Source organism: Rhizobium lentis (assembly GCF_017352135.1).
Classification (GTDB): domain Bacteria; phylum Pseudomonadota; class Alphaproteobacteria; order Rhizobiales; family Rhizobiaceae; genus Rhizobium; species Rhizobium lentis.
Window position 1 is genome coordinate 2,999,641 of record NZ_CP071454.1, and the last position, 14,121, is coordinate 3,013,761.

The following is a 14,121-nucleotide window of genomic DNA, read 5'->3' on the forward strand; positions in this document are numbered from 1 at the left end:
GTTTTTCCTGGAGCCTGCCCCTCATCCGCTTGCCGGCACCGACCGGGGTCGAGCCACGGGTCTCGACCCGCCCTGCGGAGACCCCCGCAAATGGGGCGAAGGGGATATGCCGCACCGGCTTCCCTCAACCTCGACGCTGCGTTTGGCACGTCTCCTCTCCCGTTTTTACGGGGAGAGGGTTAGGGTGAGGGGCAGAGGCAGTGCAGGGCCAATGTTACTCAATAAGGCGCCGCCACCGGCCCCATGCCGACATAAACCGTCTTCAGCTCGGAATAATGCTCCAGCGCGGCCAGCGAATTTTCCCGGCCGAAGCCGGATTGTTTCGAGCCGCCGAAGGGGATTTCCACCGGGCAGAGATTGTAGGTGTTGATCCACAGCGTGCCGGCCTCCAGCCGGTCGACGACGCGGTGGGCGCGGGTGAGGTCGGCGGTGAAGACGCCGCCGGACAGGCCGAATTCGCTGGCATTGGCGCGGGTGATCACCTCGTCCTCGTCGTCGAAATCGAGCACGGACATGACCGGCCCGAAGATCTCCTCGCGGGCGATGGTCATGTCGTCGGTGACGTCGGCAAAGACGGTCGGCTGCACGTAGTAACCTTCTCCCGAGACGTTATTCGGAATGCCGCCGCCGGCAATGAGCGTCGCGCCCTCGGCCTTGGCTTTCTCGATATAGGCGATCACTTTCTCGCGCTGCGCCCAGGAAACCATCGGGCCGATCTGCGTCGCCTCGTCCATCGGATCGCCGATCAGCATCGCCTCGGTGCGCACCTTCAGCCGCTTCAGGAATTCCGCCTTGATGCCCTTCTGCACGAAGACGCGCGTGCCGTTCGAGCAGACCTGGCCGGTCGAATAGAAATTGCCGAGCATCGCCCCGCCGATCGCCGAATCGAGATCGGCATCGTCGAAGACGATGAGCGGCGACTTGCCGCCGAGCTCCATCGTCACGTGCTTGAGGCTGCCTGCCGCCGCCGCCGCGACCCTGCGCCCGGTCGGCACCGAGCCAGTCAGCGACACCTTGGCGACATCGGGATGGTTGACGAGCAGCGGCCCGGTGTCGCGATCTCCCTGGATGACATTGTAAAGTCCCTTCGGCAGTCCCGCCTCGTGCAGGATCTCGGCGATCTTCAAGGCGCCGAGCGGCGTGTTCTCCGACGGTTTGAACACCATGGCATTGCCCGCGATCAGCGCCGGCGCGCCCTTCCAGCAGGCGATCTGCTGCGGATAGTTCCAGGCGCCGATGCCGACGCAGACGCCGAGCGGTACGCGCTTGGTATAGGCGAAATCCTGCCCGAGCGGGATATGGGCGCCGTTGAGCCCGGCCGGCGCGACGCCGCCGAAGAATTCGAAGGCATCGGCGCCCGAGGTGGGGTCGGCGACGATCGTCTCCTGGATCGGCTTGCCGGTGTCGAGCGTTTCCAGTTCGGAAAGCTCGCGGTTGCGCTCGCGCATGATGTCGGCGGCGCGCTTGAGGATGCGGCCGCGTGCCATCGGGCTCATCGCCGCCCATTCCGGCTGGGCGCGCTTGGCCGCCGCAATCGCCTTCTCGACGATACCAGGCGTTGCCGCGTGCAGCCGGGCGATCACCTCGCCGGTGGCCGGATAGAGGCTCTCGATGACGGCGCCGTCGGTATCCTCGACATATTCGCCGTCGATGAAATGCGAGGCTTTCGGCTGGGCTTTCATGTCATTTGTCCTTGCGGTGGTTCGGTCTGGTCTTCCCTTCTCCCCTCGGGGAGAAGGTGGCCCGCAGGGCCGGATGAGGGGGCTGCAGTCTCGGCCTTGCCCCCTCATCCGTCCTTCGGACATCTTCTCTCCGCTGGAAAGAAGGGGAGGCGCTGACCAGAAGCGCGTTCAGATAATCCTCCGTCAGCGCGATCGAGGCTTCGATGCCGATCGGCGCCGATTTCAGACTCTGCCTGATATAGAGCCCGTCGATCATCGCCGCAGCGCCCTCGGCGATGCGTTCTGCGGCGTCGGCCGGGAGCAGCGCCTTGAGATCGGCAAGCAGGTTCGATCGCAGCCGCCTGGCATAGATAACCAGGAAACGCCGCGTCTCCTCCGAGCGCTGCGCCTCGGCATAAAAGGCAAGCCAGGCGGCGATCGTCTCCGGCGCGAACTGGTCAGCGTGGAAACTGACGCGGATGACCGCGGAAAGCCGCTCCCGCGGTGTCCGGGCGGCTTTCAGCGCCGCGACCGTATCGTCGCGCAATTGTCTGAGAAGCGAGCGGATCGTCTCGATCAGCAACTGCTCCTTGCTGCCGAAATAATGATGGGCAAGGGCTGGCGAGACGCCGGCCTTGCGGGCGATGTCGGACATGGTGACGGCAAGCGAGCCGTGATCGCCGATCACCCGCAGCGCCGCATCGACAAGCGCCTTGCGGCGCACCGGCTCCATTCCGACTTTCGGCAAACGACAACCCTCTGAAAACCGCGCCATGGTATTTTTGATTGACTGATCAATCAACAAAAATCTTCGGCGAATTGATTTGGCTCACATCTTTTCCGGAAGAGCTGGGGCAACATATTCAAGTGATCAGGAGGTGTGCTATGACCAGCGTCTTCAACGAAATGCCGGAATCCTCGCTGCGGTCGAAATGGGTATGGTTCCTCGGCCTCGGGGTTCTGCTTCTTATCTGCGGACTCATCGCCCTCAGCAATTTGCTGATGGCGACCGTCGCCTCGGTTTTTTATGTCGGCATGCTCATGCTGGCCGGCGGCGTCATCTACCTCGTCCACGCTTTTCAGTTGCGCCGCTGGGATCAGGTGCTCTTCTGGGCTTTGAGCGGCGTGCTTTACGTGCTTGCCGGTATCTGCGCCTTCGTCAATCCCATCTTCACCTCGGCCGCCTTGACCCTGTTTCTTGCCATTGCGCTGTTGGTGGCCGGCATATTCCGTCTCTGGGTCGGGATGCGCATGCGACCGCTCAAGGGCTGGCGCTGGATCGCTGCAAGCGGCGTCATGACGGCGCTGGCCGGCTTTGTCATCGCACTGGGCTGGCCGGTCAACAGCCTCTGGATCCTTGGCCTTTTTCTAGCCTTCGACCTGATGGTCCAGGGGTGGACGATGATCGCCGTTGGCCTTGGCTTGCGCAGTTGAACCGCGATGGACCTTTTCTTTTTTGACAAGGGAATGGCGGGGGATTAGACTTTAGGGATTAGGATCGTCCGGCATGCCGGATGGTTGTGCGAACGCACCAAGGCGCCGGCTTGAAGCGCCGGGAATGCCGAAAATGGTCATGCGTCCCCCAAAGGCAGGGTACTGCCTGAAGAAAATAAGGGAGGAAGTTCATGCCGATGGTCACCGTTTCCCTCTCTCCGCAACAGGCAGCGGGCATCCGTGCCGCCGTCGACACGGGTGGTTACGCCTCGAGCAGTGAGGTCGTCCGCGAGGCGCTTCGCCTCTGGGATACCGCCCGCAAGCTCGGCGAAATCAAGGCAGATCTCCTCGAAGACGAGAGCGTCGCCTCCGGCGGCAGATGCGTCGCCGACATGTTCGCCGATCACGAGGCGCAGCGCCGTCGCTCCGCCTGAACAAGCGCCTGATTGTGCTCGGGAATTCGAATTCACGCGGGACGCGTGGCGGGGATCCGTTGTCTTTCACAAAACTTTCATATTGGCGAAAGGGTTCGTTGATCCTTCTGCGGCAGGTTTCTGAGCAAGAAGAACAAGTCGCAGTGGAGATCGGCCCACAATGAACACTGCAATATCCTTGGCTGGCGCCGTCGAGCCTGGCGTCCTGCGCCGCTATGCGAGCGATCAGATGGTAACTCTTGCCAAGCTCGTGGTCGAGAACGCCTTCCAGCCGATCGTCGAAGCCGGCACCGGTACGGTGTTCGGTTACGAGTCCCTTATGCGCGGCCAGGAACGCATCGGCTACGACACGCCGGCCGACATTCTCGACGAGGCGCATCGGACCGGCCAACTGCTGCAGCTCGAACAGATGGTCGCCAGCCGTGCGCTCGCCAAGTTCGCGACGTTGTCGAATTTCTCCACCTCGACCCTGTTCCTCAATCTCGACGTCCGGTTGATCCCCAATGGCGAGCGCCTGGTCGAAAGCCTGCTGCAACATTTGCGGACAGCCAATATTCCGCCGTCCTCCATCTGTTTCGAATTTTCCGAACGTTTCGACAATACCAGCGTGCCGGAATTCGCCGCCCTGGTTTCCACGCTGCGCAAGGCCGGCTTCAAGCTGGCGATCGACGATTTCGGCGTCGGTCACGGCGAGATGAAACTGCTTTGCGATCATGCCGTGGACTATCTGAAGATCGACCGCCATTTCGTAGCTGAGATCGACCGCAGCCCGCGCAAGCGCCATCTGCTGAAGAGCATCGTCAACATCGCCCACGTGCTCGGAACGCGCGTCATCGCCGAAGGCATCGAGACCGAAGCCGAATTCATCGCCTGCCGCGAATATGGCGTCGACCTCGTCCAGGGCTGGTTCATCTCGCGGCCGACGACGCATATGTCGGAGCTGGCCCCATCCTTTCCGCATCTGCAGGAGCTCGGCAAGAGCAAGCGCGGCAGCCAGTCGCTCGACGAAATCCTCATCCGCAAGCAGATCGAACTCCTGCCGGCGGTCTATGAAAACGACAGCATCGACAGCGTCTTCGAGCTCTTCCGCCGCAATCCGCGCCAAGCCTTCTTTCCCGTCCTCAACGCCAATGACGAGCCGCGAGGCATCATCCATGAGCATCACCTCAAGGAATATATCTATCAGCCCTTCGGCCGCGACCTCCTGAAGAACAAGATGTACGAGCGCAGCATCTCGCATTTCGTCGAGATGGCGCCGATCGTCGGCCTCGACAGCGATGCCGAGCAGCTGATGGCGATCTTTGCCAATATGGAGGGCAGCGATTGCCTGATCCTGACCGATAATATGCGTTATGCCGGCGTCGTCTCCGCCGCCTCGCTGATCAAGGTCATCAACGAGAAACAGCTGAAGACTGCCCAGGATCAGAACCCGCTGACCGGCCTGCCGGGCAATCGCGCCATCCGCGAATTCATGCGCCAGTCCGGCCGTGATGGCGACGAGGTCCGCCATTTCTGCTATTGCGACTTCGACAACTTCAAGCCGTTCAATGATGCCTATGGCTTCCATCTCGGCGACCACGCGATCTCGCTGTTTGCCGCCTTGATGCGCCGCTATTTCTTCGGCGAGCGCCATTTCCTCGGCCATGTCGGCGGCGACGATTTCTTTATCGGTGTCGTCGGCTGGACGAAGGAGGAGCTGACCGAGATCCTCGACCGGCTGATCAGCGATTTCCACGACGACGTGCTCGACCTTTATTCCGACGAGCACCGCGCCGCCGGCCGCATCCTCGGCCACGACCGCACCGGCACTGAGGCCCTGTTCCCGCTGATGCGCTGCTCGATCGGCGTTCTCGAGCTGCCTGAAGGCCTCGTTATCGACGACATCAACCGCGTCGGCGCCGAGATCGCCGTCATCAAGTCGGCCGCCAAGGAGAGCGAGGAGGGTCTCGCCTTCCATGTCCTGGGCGAGGCGAATTGACGCCCTTGCTGCTTCCAGCCTTCCCAAGCCGGCCGGGCTGATCTATTCCGAACCTTCGGGATCAGGAGGGCCGCGCTATGTCACTGCCTCAGGAAATGCGTTTCGTCGATCTCAAGTCCTTCGGCGGGCCTGAAGTGATGGTGATCGGCAAGCGTCCGCTGCCGGTCGCCGGCGAAGGCGAGGTCCTCGTGCGCGCCGAGGCGATCGGCGTCAATCGTCCCGATATCGCCCAGCGTCAGGGCAGCTATCCCCCGCCCAAGGATGCGAGCCCGATACTCGGGCTGGAACTCTCCGGTGAAATCGCCGGCGTCGGGCCTGGTGTCAGCGGCTATGCCTTGGGCGACAAGGTCTGCGGCCTCGCCAATGGCGGCGCCTATGCCGAATATTGTCTCCTGCCGGTCGGTCAAATCCTGCCCTTTCCGAAGGGCTACGACGCTGTGAAAGCCGCGGCGCTTCCCGAAACCTTCTTCACCGTCTGGGCCAATCTCTTCCAGATGGCCGGACTGACCGAAGGCGAAAGCGTGCTGATCCATGGCGGCACGAGCGGCATCGGCACCACCGCGATCCAGCTCGCCCGCGCCTTCGGCGCCGAGGTCTATGCGACGGCCGGCTCGAGCGAGAAATGCGCGGCCTGCGAAAGGCTCGGCGCCAGGCGCGCGATCAACTACCGGAGCGAGGATTTCGCCGAAGTCATCAAAGCCGAGACCGGCCACGGCGTCGATATCATCCTCGACATGATCGGCGCCGCCTATTTCGAACGCAACCTCGCCTCGCTCGCCAGGGACGGCTGCCTGTCGATCATCGCCTTCCTCGGCGGGGCGGTTGCCGAAAAGGTCAATCTCTCGCCGATCATGGTCAAGCGCCTGACGGTCACCGGCTCCACCATGCGTCCGCGCACGGCGGAAGAAAAACGCGCCATCCGCGACGACCTGCTCTCTGAGGTCTGGCCGCTTCTGGAGGCCGGCACCGTCGCCCCGGTCATCCATAAGGTCTTCGCCTTCGAGGAGGTCGTCGCGGCGCACCGGCTGCTGGAAGAGGGCAGCCATGTCGGCAAGGTCATGCTGCGCGTCGGCTGAGCGTCAGCGAACGCCGGCGGCGAGAATGCGCCCGCACCTCAGGCCGGCGCGAGGCGGAAAAAGCTGGCGCACGAGCAGCCTCAAAATCTTGGATGGCGGAGGTTGAGGTTCGACCGGCAGCAGGCGCAATCATCTTCTATTCCGCCCCGTATTGCGGTTCTGCTGCGGATGCCCACCCCACCCTCCGTCCTGCTCGGGCTTGACCCGAGCATCTACGCTGGCCGATCAGTGGCGGCCATGGCAGGTGCATGCTCAAGGCCGAGGAGGACGGAATGTGCGGTGGCGCCTCCGCCAAACATCCCGCCGGCGCGCCGGCAGCCCGCGCAGCCACAGGAACTTAAACCCCGTTGGCTTTCGCGCCTCGACGCGGTATGCCTGCCGCATCCCGCCCGCACCCGGATGAGAACTCATGACCAATCCCGTCACTGTTGAAGTTACCCGTGGCCTGCTCGTGGAAAGCCGTCACCGCGGTGCGGTGGTGGTCGTCGACGGCGACGGCAGGCTCGTCTTCTCGCTCGGCGACATCGACGCCGCCGTCTTCCCGCGCTCGGCCTGCAAGGCGATGCAGGCGCTGCCGCTGGTGGAAAGCGGTGCGGCCGATGCCTATGGCTTCGGCGACAAGGAGCTGGCGCTTGCCTGCGCCTCGCACAGTGGCGAGGAGGAGCATGTGGCGCTTGCCGCCTCCATGCTTTCGCGCGCCGGCCGCAATGCCGAGGCGCTCGAATGCGGCGCCCACTGGTCGATGAACCAGAAGGTCCTGATCCAGCAGGCTCGCACCTTGGACGCGCCGAGCGCGCTGCATAACAACTGCTCGGGAAAACATGCCGGTTTTATCTGCGCCTGCTGCCACCGGGATATCGATCCGAAGGGTTATGTCGGCTACGAGCACCCGCTGCAGGTCGAGATCCGTGCGGTAATGGAAGGCCTGACCGGCGCCGTGCTCGGCGCCGAGAGCTGCGGCACCGACGGCTGTTCCATCCCGACCTATGCCGTGCCGCTCAGGAGCCTGGCCCACGGCTTTGCGAAGATGGCGACCGGCGTCGGCCTGGAACCCTTGCGCGCCAGAGCATCCCGCCGTCTGATCGAGGCTTGCATGGCAGAGCCCTTCTATGTCGCCGGCACCGGCCGCGCCTGCACGAAGCTGATGCAGATCGCCCCCGGCCGCGTCTTCGTCAAAACGGGCGCCGAGGGCGTCTTCTGCGCCGCGATCCCGGAAAAGGGCATCGCCATCGCGCTCAAATGCGAGGATGGCGCCACCCGCGCCGCCGAAGCCATGGTGGCGGCGACGCTTGCCCGCTTCTTCGAGACGGAAGAGGCGGTGCATGCCGCCCTGATGGCGTTTGCCGCAATGCCGATGCACAACTGGAACGGCATGCATGTCGGCGATATCAGGGTGACCTCGGCTTTGACCGAGTAATCACGCCGTCGCGATCGCAGCATTGAGATCGCGATAGGGTTTCAGCCGCTCGGCCGGCATCTCCGCCGGAACGATCAGCCCCGCCACCTCGGAAATGCCGAGCACCGGGCAGGGCGAGACGAGATCGAACTTCTCCTCCGTCAGCAGCACATGCGTTTCGGCCGAGCAGCGGGCGATATGGCGCTTGATCGCCGCCTCCTCGAAATCGCCGGTGGACAGCCCGTGCACGGGGTGGGCGGCCGTGACGCCGAGGAAGAACAGGTCGGGGCGCAGCTGCGAGATCGCCGCCATTGCCGCTGCCCCGGTCGCCACCATCGAATGCTTGTAGAGCCGTCCGCCGGCCAGAATCACCTCGGCCGTCGGGTGATGTTCCAGCTCGGCGGCGATCGTCGGGCTGTGGGTGGCAACCGTCAGCGCCATGTCGCGCGGCAAGTGCCTGGCGATCTCGGCCGTCGTCGTGCCGCCGTCGAGGAAGATCATCTGCCCCGGCTTGACCATCGCCGCCGCCTTCGCCCCGAGCCGCGCCTTGATCTCGGATGAGACGCTGAGCCGCGCGGTGAAATCGGGCAGATCGGGCGAAAGCGGCATCGCCCCGCCATGCACACGTTTCAACAGCCCCTCCGCCGCCATCTCCCTGAGATCCCGCCGGATCGTATCTTCCGACAGCGACAAATCCTCGGCGACGCGCTTGGCGATCACCTGGCCGTCGCGGCGCAGAATGTCGAGGATGAGGGCCTTGCGTTGCGTCGTCAGCATTGTCTCTCCGCACGAAATTGAACGAGATAGCGGGATCTTGCACGAAACGACTCGACATTCAAGAAAATATCGTGCATTTTCAGGAAATCCCGTGCATGAAGCCGGGAGTGCTCACGCAGAGCGGAGCGAAGGAGTGGACCATGTTGATATTGATTGCCGGGCCTTATCGGTCCGGAACGGGCGACGACCCGGAAAAGATGGCGGCCAACCTGAAGCGGCTGGAGGAGCCGTCACACAAGCTGTTTGCGGCCGGCCATGTGCCGATGATCGGCGAATGGGTGGCGTTGCCGATCTGGCATGCCGCCGGCGGCAAGTCGGTCGGCGACGCGCTCTATGAGGAGATCTTCCACCCGGTCGCCGGCCGGCTGCTGCAGCTCTGCGAAGGCGTGCTGCGCCTGCCCGGCGAGTCTAAGGGTGCCGACAACGACGTGCGCATCGCCCGGGACCGCGGCATCCCGGTATGGCATCGGCTGGAGGACGTGCCGGGTTGCGGGTGAGGGTGCGTGTCATCTCTCGGAAGAAGAGAAGGGGCGACACCTCTCGCATATGGTCGCGTGGACTGACAAGGCGAGTTGAATTGCAGATCTGCCCCTCACCCTAACCCTACCCTAACCCTCTCGCCGTTCTGACGGGGAGAGGGGAGGTGCCCTGCGAAAGGTCGCGGTGAACGAGAGGTTGCGGCATATCCCTTCTCCCCGTCAAAACGGGCAGAAGGTGGCGGCAGCCGGATGAGGGGCTGCGGCATTGCGCCTCGACCAACAGCCTGCAAACCACCAATCTCCCCGGTTCCGGCGCACCACTCCCCGCGCTATAAGACGTGCTGAAAGGGAGTCGAGAACCATGCTGACATTGTATTACGCGTCTGGAACCTGCGCGCTTGCAAGCCTGATCGCTCTGGAAGAATCCGGCCTTGCGTTCGAAACGAGGAAGCTCAGCTTCCGCGATGGCGAGCAACGTTCGCCCGATTATCTGAAGATCAATCCGAAGGGCCGGGTACCGGCGCTGGTCACCGATCGCGGCGTGCTGACGGAAACGCCGGCAATCCTCGGCTTTATCGCCGAAAGCGCCCCGGCCGCGAAGCTCGCGCCGCTCGGCGATGTCTTCGAAATGGCGCGGCTGCAATCCTTCAACAGCTATCTCTGCTCCACCGTGCATGTGAACCATGCCCATCGCCCGCGCGGCTACCGCTGGGCCGACGAGCCGGCGGCAATCGAGGCGATGAAGGCGAAGGTGCCGCAGAATATGGCCGATTGCTTCACGCTGATCGAAGAGACGATGTTCGAGGGTCCCTGGGTGATGGGCGAGACCTATTCGCTCGCCGATCCCTATCTCTTCGTCATGAGCGACTGGATGCCATCCGACGGCGTCGATCCCGCCCGCTTTGCAAAGGTCAGCGACCACCACGCCCGCATGCTGCAGCGCCCCGCCGTCCAGCGGGCGCTTGCCTATGACCGGGGCTGAGGTGCCGGCTTGATCGCCGCGGCCGGCCGCGCAGGAGTGTCCGTGGCCATCTCAGAACTCACGCCGACGCCTCCCAGGGATCGATCACCGATGCGCCGATGTCGCGGAAATCCCCGACGTTGCGGGTGACGACGATGAGATCATGGACGATCGCTGTTGCGGCGATCAGCCCGTCGATGTCGCCGCGCGGCCGGATCGCCGCGATGCGGCCCCATTCCACGGCGATCTGATCGGTAACCGGCAGGATACGGCTGCCATGGTCGTGGCGCAGCTTGCGAAGCCACTCGGCGAGGTGGGTCGCGGCCTTTGGGTCCGACCTTTGTTTGAGGGCGATGCCGCGCATGATCTCGCCAAGGGTCAGCGCGCTCAGATGGATGCTCAGCGGATCTACGGAGCGCAGCCAGGAAACCGCCTGCGGGGTGCCGCGTCGCGCCTCCGAGACGATATTCGTATCGACGAGATACATCAGAAGGTCACGCCGCGGCTGGGGGTTTTGGCCCGCGCTTCGACCGCGTCGGCAAGCTCGTCGTCCCAGGCAGGGCCGGCCAGCAGATCGTCGACCAGCGTTGGGCGGCCGGCGCGCAGGGCGTCATAATCACCGGCGGACAATACCACAGCCGCGCGCTCTCCGCGCAACGTGACCACTTGCGGTCCTTCGTCTCGCGCCTTCTGCACCACTTTCGAGAATTGGTTCTTCGCGTCCTGCAATTGCCATTCCATAAGACAGCTCCTGGCTAGACTGTCTAGCTATTTAAGCGCGGAAGGGCGACAGGTCAATAGGGGCGGCTCTGTCGCCGGCGCATCGGCCGCCGGTGCCGGGTGTTTGCGGGTGGCGTGGCGCCAGTGGCAAACAGCACCAGCATCCGGATCGGCCCCGGCTTTGCCCGTTCCCCGCGCGCCCTACATTCTGAGAAATGGACAAGATCTACGCCTTGCTCATCTTCGCCGCCGCGATCGCCATCATCTTTCTTGCCGGCCGATGGAACACGTCGGATGCCGATCATTATATGGGCTTCGGCAATCTCCGTTCGTCCCGCAAGCGGCACCCGACCGGCGACGATGATGTGAAAGACGAATGAGGCGCCCGATCGGCGGAGGTCGATAAGGCGCCGCCGCAGCTGCGGTCAGTGAGTCTGGCGTTCGGAACGCTGGCGCAAAAGCGTCACCGCATGGATCGGCATCGGCCGCTCGATCCGCCTGTAGACGCGGCCGTCGCGCGTTCGGCTCATCAGGCCGAATTCGCAGAGCTCGCGCCGCAACAGGGCGTGATCGCCAAACAGGTGCCTGTCGCGAAGCAGCGTATTGACCTCTTTTTCGGACATCTCCGTCGCGGCGGGAAACTGGGACCAGAGGATCCAGAGCGCCGTGACCTGGTCCATGCGCCGCGAGGGCCAGCGCAACAGGCGAAGCTTTTCGTCGAAGCTGCGTTGAACACGGTCGATATGCTTTCGGTCGATCTCGGTGTCTTCGACGGGCGCCGCTGTCGGAGCGATGCCCTCGCCGCTGGCGGGATCGGCCTGCGCCCGCAAGCTCTGGAAATTGCCGTAACCGGCAGCCCTTGCCAGCATGTTGAGGAACTGGAGGTGAGAGGGAAGCCCCTGATGCGCCGACAGCTGCAGGCGGAGCGATTTTGCGAATGCCGAGGCGTCGCTCACCTGGAGCGGAATGAGTTTTCTGGACATGACCTTTCCTTCGGTCGTGCCGTTCCGGATGGATTATCGGTGATCGCCCTTCCGACATGGCACGGGATCGGTGTCCATATCTTCGTCATTGTCAGGTTTAGCGTGTTCCGGAGAACGGCGATGCCTGGGTGAACTGCAGACCCGACGCAGCAATTATCATCGCGATCCCGGGATTTCAACCGCTTTCAAGCGGTGCCTCTGCCAACGGCCGGCCCCCGGCACATCTTGTCTGGCGGCGAAATCAGTCTCGGGCAAAGTCGGCCGCGGTAAGCGGAACCGGCCTGTAGCCGTTGACGTCGGCGATGCCGTATTCGTGCGCCAATGCCGCGGCGACCAGCGCGCGCCCGGATTTCGACATCAGCTCCGGGTCCCGCCAAAGCCCGCCGATGACACGGCCGATGAACTGAGGCGATTCCGAATTGCTCATGTCGAAATATTCAGCATTCTCAAGAACGGCTTCGGTGCGCACCAGCCCCGGATAGAGTGCGACGGCGGCGACGTCGTGAGGGCGCAGCTCATGGGCGAAGTCCGCGGCCATTTTGTCGGCGGCCGCCTTGGCGATGCCATAGATCGCATTGCCTTCGTAGAGCTGGGCCGCCCAGAAGGAAATGTTGACGATCAGGCCGCGTCGCGCTGAGATCATCATCGGAGCGACCGCGCGCGAGACCATGAAAGCGCCCCTGAGGGCAGTGCCGATCATCGCCTCCCACCGCCGGGCGGGCTGCTCCCAGAACGGCCGGGGCCAGGTGAATTCCCCGTCCTCGACCATGTTCTCGTAACCCGGCCATGCATTGTTGACCAGAATATCCAGCCTGCCGCCGGCCCGGATATCTTCGGCCACACGCCGGGTGTCTGCGTCTTTGCCGTGATCGCATCGATGGACGAAGATGCGTCCCGGCAGTTTTGCCGCTTCACGCTCGAGCCCCTCGAGCGAGCCCGCCGAGCCGGCCTGATTTGCCTCTGCCTCGAAACGCGTCCGGCCGGTGACATGCACCGAGAAGCCTTCAGCAAGCAGAGCAAGGGCGATGCCGCGGCCTATGCCGCGGCTTGCGCCGGTGACCAAGGCGACGGCGTCATTCATGTTGGGTCTCCTGGACGGGCTGTCGATCGATGGAACGGAGGCGCATATTGGCACCGAGGCGTGTCCTCCGCGATCGCTTTTTTGCAAGCCGCGCTGGCGCTGGCTGGCGTCGCCCGAGCGGGTGGCCTCCCGCAGCCGCTATCGCTCGCGTAAACCCTGTTTTCTCGCGATAAGCCGCTGGGGTCCGGGACCCTTTGCGCCGAGCTTGTCTCCCCAGTTGACCAGCCCGCATTTGTCGAGCGAGAGACAGCCGCAGCCGATGCAGTCGGAAAGGCCGTCCCGCAATTTCTGCAGCTGGCGGATCCTCGAATTCAATTCCTCGCTCCACTGCCGCGACATCGCCTCCCAATCCGCTCTGGATGGCGTCTGCCCATCCGGCAGGCAGCTGAGCGCATCGCCGATTGCGGCGAGCGGAATACCGAGGTTCTGGGCGACCTTGATGATGGCGACGCGGCGCAGCACGTCGCTCGCGTAGCGCCGCTGATTTCCGGCCGTGCGGTAGCTCTGGATCAGCCCCTTCGTCTCGTAGAAGTGAAGCGCCGAAACTGCCAGCCCTGAACGCCTGGCAACCTCGCCGACCGTCAACTCACGCGTCATCCGCAAGACCTCTTGACCTGAACTTCACTTGAGGTTTTAGGGCGGGAGTCGCGGCGTGGCAAGAGCAGGATTGTCTTCGAGATCGAGCCGCTGTGAGGAATCGCAAATGGCTCTTTTTTCCGATATTCGCAAGCAACGGCAGGGACCAAGGCCATCGCCATGCGCCTGGCCTACTTCCGCTTGACCGCCAGCACCATCGGCATGGCCCAGCTGGCGTCGAAAATCGGCCAGCTGAGCAAGCTTACTCTGTCGTCATCCACCTGAGCTCCCATCTCGCGTAAGACGGGCGCCGGCATGGAGCAACCGGCAAATGCGCGGGAGCCGTGCTCACGCGCATTTCGCCAGCGGCGGTCTGGTTTCTGCGCTTGAGCCGGTCTCAATTCCAAGCGGCAGATCGGCGATTTCGCGCAGCGACATGTGCTCGATCTCGGGGTGTCGCAGCGGGTCGTCCTTCCAGGTCGGAGCGATGTCTCTACCGAGCATGGCAAGGGCCGGCTTCAAGAAAAACTTTATCAACGACATGGCATGCCTCGCTTTCTCCAGC

General features: G+C 63.5%; 16 protein-coding genes and 1 pseudogene. 8 read left to right on the forward strand and 9 right to left on the reverse strand.

The window, feature by feature from the left end; genetic code table 11:
- Positions 1-218: 218 nt before the first annotated feature.
- Positions 219-1,682, reverse strand: coding sequence for a betaine-aldehyde dehydrogenase (gene betB / locus J0663_RS14405; protein WP_207241003.1), 1,464 nt, complete (start codon positions 1,680-1,682; stop codon positions 219-221).
- 1 nt (position 1,683) lies between these two features.
- Complete coding sequence (gene betI, locus J0663_RS14410; protein ID WP_375337163.1) at positions 1,684-2,394, reverse strand: transcriptional regulator BetI; 711 nt, start codon at positions 2,392-2,394, stop codon at positions 1,684-1,686.
- Positions 2,395-2,546: 152 nt separating this feature from the next.
- Between betI and J0663_RS14415 the strand changes: the two genes are divergently transcribed.
- The 5 genes and pseudogenes from J0663_RS14415 to J0663_RS14435 all read left to right on the forward strand — a co-directional run bounded on the left by J0663_RS14415 (position 2,547) and on the right by J0663_RS14435 (position 8,000).
- Positions 2,547-3,095, forward strand: a complete 549-nt coding sequence (locus J0663_RS14415) for an HdeD family acid-resistance protein (protein ID WP_085777365.1) — start codon at positions 2,547-2,549, stop codon at positions 3,093-3,095.
- A 191-nt stretch (positions 3,096-3,286) separates the two neighbouring features.
- Positions 3,287-3,529, forward strand: a complete 243-nt coding sequence (locus J0663_RS14420) for a ribbon-helix-helix domain-containing protein (protein ID WP_064809864.1) — start codon at positions 3,287-3,289, stop codon at positions 3,527-3,529.
- Positions 3,530-3,608: 79 nt separating this feature from the next.
- Positions 3,609-5,507, forward strand: a pseudogene (locus J0663_RS14425) (bifunctional diguanylate cyclase/phosphodiesterase).
- Positions 5,508-5,584: 77 nt separating this feature from the next.
- Positions 5,585-6,583 (forward strand): NAD(P)H-quinone oxidoreductase, encoded by a 999-nt coding sequence (locus J0663_RS14430; RefSeq protein WP_207241005.1) that lies wholly within the window; start codon positions 5,585-5,587, stop codon positions 6,581-6,583.
- A 409-nt stretch (positions 6,584-6,992) separates the two neighbouring features.
- Positions 6,993-8,000, forward strand: coding sequence for an asparaginase (locus J0663_RS14435; RefSeq protein ID WP_207241006.1), 1,008 nt, complete (start codon positions 6,993-6,995; stop codon positions 7,998-8,000).
- Here J0663_RS14435 and J0663_RS14440 read toward each other — a convergent pair whose 3' ends face one another.
- Positions 8,001-8,756 carry a DeoR/GlpR family DNA-binding transcription regulator gene (locus tag J0663_RS14440; RefSeq protein WP_207241007.1) on the reverse strand — a complete coding sequence of 252 codons (756 nt, stop codon included), beginning with the start codon at positions 8,754-8,756 and terminating at the stop codon, positions 8,001-8,003.
- A 140-nt stretch (positions 8,757-8,896) separates the two neighbouring features.
- Between J0663_RS14440 and J0663_RS14445 the strand changes: the two genes are divergently transcribed.
- Entirely contained in the window at positions 8,897-9,253 is a 357-nt protein-coding gene (locus J0663_RS14445) for a DUF4406 domain-containing protein (protein WP_207241008.1), read from the forward strand.
- Between the two features lie 343 nt (positions 9,254-9,596).
- Positions 9,597-10,217, forward strand: coding sequence for a glutathione S-transferase family protein (locus J0663_RS14450; protein WP_207241009.1), 621 nt, complete (start codon positions 9,597-9,599; stop codon positions 10,215-10,217).
- A gap of 58 nt (positions 10,218-10,275) precedes the next feature.
- On the opposite strand, the gene J0663_RS14455 is transcribed toward J0663_RS14450, so the two are convergent.
- Positions 10,276-10,683 carry a type II toxin-antitoxin system VapC family toxin gene (locus J0663_RS14455; protein WP_207241010.1) on the reverse strand — a complete coding sequence of 136 codons (408 nt, stop codon included), beginning with the start codon at positions 10,681-10,683 and terminating at the stop codon, positions 10,276-10,278.
- On the reverse strand, positions 10,683-10,937 hold the full coding sequence (locus tag J0663_RS14460) for a type II toxin-antitoxin system Phd/YefM family antitoxin (RefSeq protein ID WP_207241011.1): 255 nt from the start codon (positions 10,935-10,937) through the stop codon (positions 10,683-10,685). Before J0663_RS14460 ends, J0663_RS14455 begins: the two co-directional genes overlap by 1 nt.
- A gap of 194 nt (positions 10,938-11,131) precedes the next feature.
- On the opposite strand from J0663_RS14460, the gene J0663_RS14465 reads away from it, so the two are divergent.
- Entirely contained in the window at positions 11,132-11,296 is a 165-nt protein-coding gene (locus J0663_RS14465) for a hypothetical protein (RefSeq protein ID WP_207241012.1), read from the forward strand.
- A gap of 45 nt (positions 11,297-11,341) precedes the next feature.
- Here the strand turns inward: J0663_RS14465 and J0663_RS14470 are convergent, their stop codons facing one another.
- The 4 genes from J0663_RS14470 to J0663_RS14485 form a co-directional block, all read right to left on the reverse strand.
- Entirely contained in the window at positions 11,342-11,899 is a 558-nt protein-coding gene (locus J0663_RS14470; protein WP_207241013.1) for a DUF2087 domain-containing protein, read from the reverse strand.
- Between the two features lie 241 nt (positions 11,900-12,140).
- On the reverse strand, positions 12,141-12,980 hold the full coding sequence (locus J0663_RS14475; RefSeq protein ID WP_207241014.1) for an SDR family NAD(P)-dependent oxidoreductase: 840 nt from the start codon (positions 12,978-12,980) through the stop codon (positions 12,141-12,143).
- Positions 12,981-13,118: 138 nt separating this feature from the next.
- Positions 13,119-13,577, reverse strand: coding sequence for a redox-sensitive transcriptional activator SoxR (soxR, locus tag J0663_RS14480; RefSeq protein WP_207241015.1), 459 nt, complete (start codon positions 13,575-13,577; stop codon positions 13,119-13,121).
- 327 nt (positions 13,578-13,904) lie between these two features.
- Positions 13,905-14,099, reverse strand: a complete 195-nt coding sequence (locus J0663_RS14485) for a hypothetical protein (RefSeq protein WP_207241016.1) — start codon at positions 14,097-14,099, stop codon at positions 13,905-13,907.
- Between the last annotated feature and the right edge of the window lie 22 nt (positions 14,100-14,121).

What these genes read in the sequence shown, in the direction of transcription:
- betB (WP_207241003.1), bottom strand. Translation starts at nt 1,682, where the DNA reads ATGAAAGCCCAGCCGAAAGCCTCGCATTTCATCGACGGCGAATATGTC.
- betI (WP_375337163.1), bottom strand. Translation starts at nt 2,394, where the DNA reads ATGGAGCCGGTGCGCCGCAAGGCGCTTGTCGATGCGGCGCTGCGGGTG.
- J0663_RS14415 (WP_085777365.1), top strand. Translation starts at nt 2,547, where the DNA reads ATGACCAGCGTCTTCAACGAAATGCCGGAATCCTCGCTGCGGTCGAAA.
- J0663_RS14420 (WP_064809864.1), top strand. Translation starts at nt 3,287, where the DNA reads ATGCCGATGGTCACCGTTTCCCTCTCTCCGCAACAGGCAGCGGGCATC.
- J0663_RS14430 (WP_207241005.1), top strand. Translation starts at nt 5,585, where the DNA reads ATGTCACTGCCTCAGGAAATGCGTTTCGTCGATCTCAAGTCCTTCGGC.
- J0663_RS14435 (WP_207241006.1), top strand. Translation starts at nt 6,993, where the DNA reads ATGACCAATCCCGTCACTGTTGAAGTTACCCGTGGCCTGCTCGTGGAA.
- J0663_RS14440 (WP_207241007.1), bottom strand. Translation starts at nt 8,756, where the DNA reads ATGCTGACGACGCAACGCAAGGCCCTCATCCTCGACATTCTGCGCCGC.
- J0663_RS14445 (WP_207241008.1), top strand. Translation starts at nt 8,897, where the DNA reads ATGTTGATATTGATTGCCGGGCCTTATCGGTCCGGAACGGGCGACGAC.
- J0663_RS14450 (WP_207241009.1), top strand. Translation starts at nt 9,597, where the DNA reads ATGCTGACATTGTATTACGCGTCTGGAACCTGCGCGCTTGCAAGCCTG.
- J0663_RS14455 (WP_207241010.1), bottom strand. Translation starts at nt 10,683, where the DNA reads ATGTATCTCGTCGATACGAATATCGTCTCGGAGGCGCGACGCGGCACC.
- J0663_RS14460 (WP_207241011.1), bottom strand. Translation starts at nt 10,937, where the DNA reads ATGGAATGGCAATTGCAGGACGCGAAGAACCAATTCTCGAAAGTGGTG.
- J0663_RS14465 (WP_207241012.1), top strand. Translation starts at nt 11,132, where the DNA reads ATGGACAAGATCTACGCCTTGCTCATCTTCGCCGCCGCGATCGCCATC.
- J0663_RS14470 (WP_207241013.1), bottom strand. Translation starts at nt 11,899, where the DNA reads ATGTCCAGAAAACTCATTCCGCTCCAGGTGAGCGACGCCTCGGCATTC.
- J0663_RS14475 (WP_207241014.1), bottom strand. Translation starts at nt 12,980, where the DNA reads ATGAATGACGCCGTCGCCTTGGTCACCGGCGCAAGCCGCGGCATAGGC.
- soxR (WP_207241015.1), bottom strand. Translation starts at nt 13,577, where the DNA reads ATGACGCGTGAGTTGACGGTCGGCGAGGTTGCCAGGCGTTCAGGGCTG.
- J0663_RS14485 (WP_207241016.1), bottom strand. Translation starts at nt 14,099, where the DNA reads ATGTCGTTGATAAAGTTTTTCTTGAAGCCGGCCCTTGCCATGCTCGGT.